At 57.9% G+C, this 8,147-nt stretch carries 8 protein-coding genes; 6 read left to right on the top strand and 2 right to left on the bottom strand.

The window, feature by feature from the left end; translation table 11 throughout:
- Positions 1-132 precede the first annotated feature (132 nt).
- The 4 genes from bluB (at position 133) to EYC79_RS23335 (ending at position 4,135) form a co-directional block, all read left to right on the top strand.
- Positions 133-819, top strand: coding sequence for a 5,6-dimethylbenzimidazole synthase (gene bluB / locus EYC79_RS23350; protein ID WP_130979664.1), 687 nt, complete (start codon positions 133-135; stop codon positions 817-819).
- A gap of 104 nt (positions 820-923) precedes the next feature.
- Positions 924-1,559 (top strand): LysE family translocator, encoded by a 636-nt coding sequence (locus tag EYC79_RS23345; protein ID WP_130979663.1) that lies wholly within the window; start codon positions 924-926, stop codon positions 1,557-1,559.
- A 42-nt stretch (positions 1,560-1,601) separates the two neighbouring features.
- On the top strand, positions 1,602-2,489 hold the full coding sequence (locus tag EYC79_RS23340) for an EamA family transporter (protein ID WP_062425435.1): 888 nt from the start codon (positions 1,602-1,604) through the stop codon (positions 2,487-2,489).
- 128 nt (positions 2,490-2,617) lie between these two features.
- A complete protein-coding gene (locus tag EYC79_RS23335; protein WP_165457111.1) occupies positions 2,618-4,135 on the top strand; it encodes a helicase HerA domain-containing protein in 1,518 nt (505 codons plus the stop codon).
- A 95-nt stretch (positions 4,136-4,230) separates the two neighbouring features.
- Here EYC79_RS23335 and EYC79_RS23330 read toward each other — a convergent pair whose 3' ends face one another.
- Positions 4,231-5,220, bottom strand: coding sequence for a TerC family protein (locus tag EYC79_RS23330; protein ID WP_112952470.1), 990 nt, complete (start codon positions 5,218-5,220; stop codon positions 4,231-4,233).
- Between the two features lie 436 nt (positions 5,221-5,656).
- Between EYC79_RS23330 and rpsD the strand changes: the two genes are divergently transcribed.
- Positions 5,657-6,274 (top strand): 30S ribosomal protein S4, encoded by a 618-nt coding sequence (gene rpsD / locus EYC79_RS23325; protein ID WP_062425433.1) that lies wholly within the window; start codon positions 5,657-5,659, stop codon positions 6,272-6,274.
- 120 nt (positions 6,275-6,394) lie between these two features.
- Here rpsD and gph read toward each other — a convergent pair whose 3' ends face one another.
- On the bottom strand, positions 6,395-7,084 hold the full coding sequence (gene gph, locus EYC79_RS23320; RefSeq protein ID WP_130979662.1) for a phosphoglycolate phosphatase: 690 nt from the start codon (positions 7,082-7,084) through the stop codon (positions 6,395-6,397).
- 347 nt (positions 7,085-7,431) lie between these two features.
- Here gph and rpiA point away from each other — a divergent pair, with 347 nt between their 5' ends.
- Positions 7,432-8,130: a ribose-5-phosphate isomerase RpiA gene (gene rpiA, locus EYC79_RS23315; protein ID WP_113179546.1), complete on the top strand. Its 699-nt coding sequence runs from the start codon at positions 7,432-7,434 to the stop codon at positions 8,128-8,130.
- Positions 8,131-8,147: the final 17 nt, after the last annotated feature.

Genomic DNA, 8,147 nt, shown 5'->3' with positions numbered 1-8,147 from the left:
AATCGAAATCGATTTTCGGAAAGCACGATGCGTAGATCAAAGAAGATAGAGCGTCCTTTGTGCGTCCATTAGGACGCACAAAGGACGCTCTAAGGCGCGCACGTCATCTTTCTGCATTGTTGGGGATTGACGATGCGACCTGATGATACTGCACATGGCCCGGTGCCGGCCTATGAATTTGCCAGGGACGAAAAGGCTGCGGTCTACCGCGCCATCGAAACCCGCCGTGATGTCCGCAACGAGTTTTTATCCGATCCGCTTTCTGATGAACTGATCAACAAGCTGCTTTCCGCCGCCCATGCCGCGCCCTCGGTGGGCTTCATGCAGCCATGGAATTTTACCCTCGTCAGCGATGCAGACATCAAAAATGCTGTGTGGCAGGCTTTCAGCCGCGCCAATGAGGAAGCGGCCTTGATGTTTCCCGACGATAAGCAGTCGCTCTACCGAAGCCTCAAGCTGGAGGGCATCCGGAAGGCGCCGCTCTCCATCTGCGTCACCTGCGATCCGACAAGGGGTGGCGATGTCGTGCTGGGGCGAACGCACAATCCGCGCATGGATGTCTACTCCACTGTCTGCGCCGTGCAGAACCTCTGGCTGGCGGCACGCGCCGAAGGGGTCGGCGTCGGTTGGGTCAGCATCTTCCATGACGACGATATTCGAAAGATCCTGGGTATCCCTGAGCATATCGAAATCGTCGCATGGCTCTGCGTCGGCTATGTCTCGGAACTCTATGCCGAGCCTGAGTTGGCGGTGAAGGGCTGGCGTCAGCGTTTGCCGCTGGACGAGCTGATTTTCAAAGACCGGTGGGGCGAGAAATAGCAAAGAGCCGACTTTCTGGCAGGCGTATTACGACCCAAAAATCCACTTGCCAGTCCTCATGGCGGGTGGCTTAGTTCACTCTCATTTCGAGAGGGGATCATATTATGCCGATTGAAAACTGGCTGGCCTTCGTTGCCGCATCCGCCATCATGCTCGCCATTCCAGGACCAACGATCTTGCTGGTCATTTCTTACGCGCTTGGTCACGGTCGCAAGGCAAGCAGCGCCACCGTTGCCGGTGTGGCGCTTGGCGACTTTACCGCCATGACGGCGTCCATGCTGGGTCTTGGTGCACTGCTCGCGACCTCCGCCGCTCTCTTCACTGTCTTGAAGTGGGTGGGCGCTGCCTATCTGATCTATCTCGGAATCAAGCTCTGGCGCGCGCCTGTCGGCACGTCGGCTGAAGGCGAGGGTGACGTGACGGGTCGTGAACGCCCACTGAAGATCTTCCTCCACACCTACATCGTCACGGCGCTGAACCCGAAGAGCATCATCTTCTTCGTCGCCTTCCTGCCGCAGTTCCTGGTGCCGACCCTGCCGTTCTGGCCGCAGGTGCTTATTTTCGAAGTTACTTTTCTAGTGCTTGCGACTTGCAACGCCGCTCTTTATGGGTTGCTGGCAAGTGCGGCCCGCAACACCATCCGCAAGCCCTCCGTCCAGCGCGTCGTCAATCGCACCGGTGGCGGACTATTGATCGGTGCAGGACTGCTCGCGGCGGGCTGGAAGAAAGCCGTCGCTTAAACCGTCGCCATTCCGTGCGGCGCCGAGTTCTGGAATATATCAATGTCAGTGCCGCACATTCTTCTTGCCTTGGTCACCGTCTTTCTCTGGGGCTTCAACTTCGTGGTGATCAAGGTCGGCGTCATGGATATGCCGCCGCTGTTTCTCACAGCCTTGCGCTACCTCTTCGCAGCCGTGCCGCTGATCTTCTTTCTGCCGCGTCCCAAGGTTCCGTGGAAGCACATGGTCGTCTACGGCATGGTCATGGGCTGCGCGCAATTCGGCCTGCTCTATACGGCGATCAAGTGGGGCCTGCCTGCAGGGCTTGCCTCGCTCGTCATGCAGTCGCAGGCTTTTTTCACCATGGCGCTGGCCGTGACGATGCTCGGTGAAATTCCGCTGAAGTCCCATATCGCTGGTGCCGCCGTTGCCTTTTCCGGTCTTGCGGTGATCGGACTTGAACGTCTGGAACTAACCGCTCTTGTGCCTCTCCTCATGTGTGTTGGTGCAGCTTTCAGCTGGGCCATCGGCAATATCGTCAATCGCAAGGTCGGACGGGTCAACGCGATCTCCTTCGTTGCCTGGACAAGTCTCGCACCGGTTCTGCCGCTGATCGCGCTTTCGCTGCTGCTCGAAGGCCCGCAGGCGATCGGCGAAGGTTTGGCAAATGCCAACATGATGACGGTCGCCGTCGTTGCCTATATGGCCTATGGCGCGACGATTGTCGGGGCAGGGATCTGGAGCTTTCTTCTGCTGCGTTATCCGGCAGGAACCGTCGCGCCGTTTTCTCTGCTGGTGCCGATCGTCGGCTTCCTTGGCGCTTACTTTGCCTTCGCCGAACACATCACCACGCTGGAAATTGTCGGTAGTGCGCTTGTCGTTGCCGGGCTGGCACTGAATGTGTTCGGCCGCCGGCTGTCTTTCGGTCGTGCGCCATCCGGCAACGCGTGAGAGCGATCTGCAATTCCCTGTGCATTGTTGCGATGCGGCGGGGCATTTGTGGAAAACTTTGGTAAAGAGAGTGTTCGCCGCGCGGTAAAGCGGCGCTTTTGATCATTGCAGTGCAGGGACGGGTCAACGTGCAGGTCGGTATCGACATGGGAACGCTTTCGGGCGGGCAGAGTGCCAAGCTCGATATTGAGGAACTGCTCGCCACGCGTTTGCTGGTGCAGGGCAATTCCGGTTCCGGAAAGTCGCATCTGCTGCGCCGTTTGCTGGAGCAATCGGCCCCTTGGGTGCAACAGGTCATCATCGATCCCGAAGGTGATTTCGTCACGCTGGCCGACAAGTTCGGTCATGTTGTGGTGGATGGGGAGCGCACCGAAGCCGAACTTGCAGGGATTGCCAACCGCATTCGCCAGCACCGTGTCTCCTGCGTGCTCACGCTGGAGGGGCTGGATATCGAGCAGCAGATGCGCGCCGCCGCCGCCTTCCTCAATGGCATGTTCGATGCCGATCGCGAATATTGGTATCCGGTTCTGGTCGTCGTGGATGAGGCGCAAATGTTTGCGCCTTCTGTCGGTGGCGAAGTCACCGAGGATGCCCGCAAGGCGTCGCTCGGCGCGATGACCAACCTTATGTGCCGCGGGCGTAAACGCGGTCTTGCCGGTGTGATTGCCACGCAGCGATTGGCAAAACTTGCCAAGAACGTTGCGGCCGAAGCCTCCAACTTCCTCATGGGCCGCACCTTCCTCGATATCGACATGGCGCGCGCCGCCGATCTTCTCGGTATGGACCGTCGCCAGGCGGAAATGTTCCGCGATCTTCAGCGCGGCAATTTCGTCGCCCTCGGACCGGCTCTGTCGCGCCGTCCGCTGCCGATCGTTATCGGCCCGGTGGAAACATCGGCACGCTCCTCGTCGCCGAAACTCATGCCGCTGCCGGACGCGCCGCAGGATGTGGAGGATTTGATCTTCACGCCAGACCCGGAAGAGTTTACCAGGCCCGCCGTTCGCCGTACGCCGCCAGCGCCGCGTCCCACGACTGACATTCTTGCCGAACTCTCGCGCTCGACACCAGCGGCCATCGCACCGACCTCCGAACCACCTTCACGTTCGAGCCAGCCGGAATTGACGCCGGAAGAGCGCGAGGAAAAGATCACGGCTGTTCTGACCGAAATCCTCGATGACCCGCAATCGGCCTATCGCACCGACGCCGTCCTCTATCAGGACTTTCTCGTTCGCGCCCGCATGCGCCGTATTCCCGGCACGCCGATGGCGCTATCGGAGTTCCGTCGCCAGATCGCGATTACGCGCTCTGGTGTAGATGTGGAAATGGCGGCAAGCGAAAATTGGCAGAAGGCTCTGGAGCTTTCCCGCAGTGTCTCCGATGACCTGCAGGGCGTCTTCCTGCTTCTGGTGAAGGCAGCTCTTGCCGAAGAGCCATGCCCCTCTGATGCGCGGATTGCACGCGCCTACGGTACTCATTCGGCGCGCCGCGCAAGACGACTGCTCGGCTACTTTGAGGAAAAGGAACTGGTCGTGGTGCATGCGGACTTTTCCGGCAAGCGCATCGTGGCTTTCCCCGAGCTTGACGCCAAGACCGCGCCCGGCGATGCAGATGCGCCCGACGGCGATGTGAGCCTGGCCGCGGAATAACGTCGACCTTGTCAGTCTCCAAATCGCTACGCTGTCATCCACCCATAGAAAAAGGCGGGTCGCCCCGCCTTTCCAGGTCTTGAAGGTGAAGTCTTTTAAACTTCGTCGATGACCTTCTTGTCGTTTCTCGTAGCAAACAGCGAGCCGACGATACCTGTCAGAAGGATCGCAACGGTGATACCGAGCGAGATGGACGGCGGGATCTTTGCGATGCCCAGCATGTCCGCCAGGAAGATCTTCGAGCCGACGAAGACCAGAACCGCGGCCAGTGCATATTTGAGGTATGCGAAGCGGTGGATCAGGGCGGCAAGCGCGAAGTAGAGGGCGCGCAGTCCAAGGATCGCGAAGATATTCGACGTGTAGACGATGAACGGATCGGTGGTGATCGCGAAAATCGCCGGGATCGAGTCGACCGCGAAGATCAGGTCGGCGATTTCGACCATGACAAGCGCCAGGAAAAGCGGCGTTACGAAGGTCTTCAACCGGCCAGTCTTGGGGTCGGGCTGCTTGACGAAGAAACGCTCCTCATGAAGCTTTTCGGTGACAGGCAGGCGCGAGCGCAGGAACTTCAGGATCGGGTTCTTGCCAATGTCCTGTTCCTCGTGATCTGCCGAGAACAGCATCTTGATGCCCGTGAACACCAGGAAGGCGGCGAAGAGGTAGAGAACCCAGTGGAAGTTTTCGACGATCGCAGCACCGGCGGCAATCATGATACCGCGCAGGACGATCACGCCGAGAATACCCCAGAGCAGCACGCGGTGCTGGTACTGGCGCGGGATCGAGAAGTAGGAAAAAATCATGGCGATGATGAAGATATTGTCCATCGCCAGGCTTTTTTCCACCACGAAGCCCGTGACATATTCCATCGCCGGCTGCTGACCGGACTGGAACCAGATCCAGCCGCCAAAGGCCAAGCCGATGGCGATGTAGAAACCTGACATCAGCAGGCTTTCCTTGATGCCGATTTCCTTGGAGTTCTTATGCAGAACGCCAAGATCGAGCGCCAGGAGGCCTAAAACGAGAGTGATGAAAATGCCCCACATCCATGTGGGGGTACCGAGAAAATCCGTAAACAGAAAGTCCATCAGTCAACCTTTGTCCGGACGAGGTTGGCTCAATGGTCGGGAACGTGATGAGAAATAGACGACGCCCCAACCTTGGAGACTCGACATCGCGTATTGTCCGGTAATACGCCAGAGGGGCCCGAGTCCTGATCACCAAGATGAAATGGGAGGCGCGGCGCAGGTTTCAAGAGGCTTTCATCGTTTTATTGTTGACATTTTTATGAAGCACCCCTAGAAGCCGCTCCAACGCCGGGTAGCAATGCCCGGTGTGTTTCGTTGACTGCCTTGCAGTAAATAGCTGACGTTCGGCGGTCAACATCACCGACATGTCCCGTGGTCTCTCCATATCGCATGTGAGAAGCCTGTCAGAGGTTCTTCAACAGAACCTCAGAGGAGGGCGTGTTTCCTTAATCCGATCTGGCAACAGATCGGTATAAACTGTTGAGAAGGAAATACGATGAGCAAGCGCGAATCGTCCAAGTACAAAATTGACCGCCGCATGGGCGAAAACATCTGGGGTCGTCCGAAGTCCCCGGTTAACCGTCGCGAATACGGCCCAGGCCAGCACGGCCAGCGCCGTAAGGGCAAGATGTCCGACTTCGGCACGCAGCTGCGCGCCAAGCAGAAGCTGAAGGGTTACTACGGCGAGATCCGCGAAAAGCAGTTCCGTGCAACCTATGACGAAGCCAACCGCCGCAAGGGCGACACCTCCGAGAACCTGATCGGTCTGCTCGAGTCGCGTCTGGACGCCATCGTCTACCGCGCCAAGTTCGTACCGACCGTTTTCGCGGCTCGCCAGTTCATCAACCATGGCCACGTCACGGTTAACGGCGTTCGCGTCAACATCGGTTCCTACCGCTGCAAGGTTGGCGACGTTATCGAAGTTCGCCAGAAGTCCAAGCAGCTCGCAATCGTTCTCGAAGCTGTTCAACTCGCAGAGCGCGACGTTCCTGACTACATCGAAGTCGATCACAACAAGATGACCGCGACGTTTGCTCGCGTACCGGCTCTCGCTGACGTGCCTTACGCCGTCATCATGGAACCGCATCTGGTCGTCGAATTCTACTCGCGTTAATCCGCGTCCAAGTTCAGCAAAAAAGCCGGTCCCTGTGGCCGGCTTTTTTGTGCGCATTTTGTGATGGGAGAATTTCAGTCCTTGGCGCGAGGCCAAGGACTTTCACGGTCGGCCGCGCCTTCAGGCCGCGGCCACGCGCTGCGCCAGAAGTCTTTCGACAAGCGCTGCATCCAGCGTGTCGTAGCGATCGATCGTCACATCCGGTCCAAGCTCTGCCATCGGAACATCGGTGTAGCCGAAGGTTACGCCGATGGAGGGGATCTTGGCATTCTTGGCTGCCAGGATATCGTTGACGCTGTCGCCCACCATCACGCTACGGGCCACATCGCCACCGGCTTTCTCGATGGTTCCGAGGATATGCCGGGCATCCGGCTTGCGCCACTCGAAGGTGTCGCCGCAGGTAATCGTCTCGAAGCGGTCCTTCAATCCGAGTTTTTCAAGCAGGGGAAGGGCGAGATCAGACGTCTTGTTGGTGCAGACGGCAAGCCGGAAACCTGACGCAGTCAGCCGATCCAGAGCCTCGGGAACGCCGGGATAAGGTTTGCTCTGACCCGGCATCTCTTCTTTGTAATGCGCAATGAACCGTTGGTGCAGCGGCTCCACGTCTTCCTTTGGCAACTCCTTGTTCCTCAGCGCAAAGGCGCGTTGGACCATGACACGAACGCCTTGGCCGACGAGATGCGTCAGGTCGTTGAAGGTGACGGGCATAAGGCCTGCGGCAGCGATCGTGTGGTTCAGGCTGTCGATCAGGTCGGGGGCGGTGTCGACCAGTGTGCCGTCGAGATCGAAAATAACAAGGGGTGAAGTCAAAGAGGAAACCTCGTCTGTCTGTGTCAATATTGCGAGAACCTACAGCATCGGCCCGAAAATCGTAACCGATTTTCGGAAAAGCACGATGTGTCGTTTCAAGGTCTGAGCAGAGCTTTGGGACTTTCTCTCGACGATCCAGTGCAGGACGTAATCTCGTTTCGAACGAAACCCTTGAATGGTCCATTTCGAAGCAGCAAAAGGGGCTTTCGTTTGAGTTTCTAGACGTGTAAACACACGCAGTCGCAAAAGTGAGGCCAGTCATCTGTCCTCTCCGACGCACAACCACCAGGGCGAATTGGTGCGGATAGTCACCGCGCAGCCCATGAGTCAATCGGAGTTGCAGGCGTATGGATGCCCGCGAAATGAAGATCAAGGCAGCAGAGGCTGCCCTTGCCCATGTTGAAGACGGCATGCGTCTTGGCATTGGTACGGGGTCCACCGCGGAAGAGTTTGTCCGCCTGCTTGCCGAAAAAGTATCGAACGGTTTGAGAGTCCAGGGGGTCCCGACATCGGAACGCACCGCGCGTCTTTGCGTCGAGCTTGGTGTTCCGCTGAAATCTCTGGATGAACTGCCCGAACTCGATCTGACGATCGATGGCGCCGACGAGGTCGATCACGGTCTTCGTCTGATCAAGGGCGGCGGCGGTGCTCTGCTACGCGAAAAGATCGTCGCGGCCGCTTCGGCCCGCATGATCGTGATTGCGGATCAGACGAAGGTGGTCGAGACGCTGGGAGCCTTTCCGCTTCCCATCGAAATCAATGCCTTCGGCCAGATCGCAACCCGTATCGCAATCGAGAAACTGGCTTCCAAAATGGGCCTTTCGGGCGAGTTGAAGCTACGTTCTTCCGAGGACGGACCGTTTAAAACCGATGGTGGTCATCTCATTTTCGACGCATCATTTGGCCGTATTCCTGATGCAGAAGCGCTGGCACGTCAGCTGAATACGATTCCCGGGATCGTCGAGCACGGACTTTTCATTAATTTGGCATCGCTTGCCATCATAGCAGGGCCGGATGGCGCCCGCGTTATGCAGGCGAAAATATAATAGGAGCGAGAGAGTTC

It is taken from the genome of Agrobacterium cavarae, assembly GCF_004310285.1.
GTDB lineage: Bacteria > Pseudomonadota > Alphaproteobacteria > Rhizobiales > Rhizobiaceae > Agrobacterium > Agrobacterium cavarae.
Note: the sequence above shows the minus strand (reverse complement) of the source record. Positions and strands in the feature narration are given on the sequence as shown.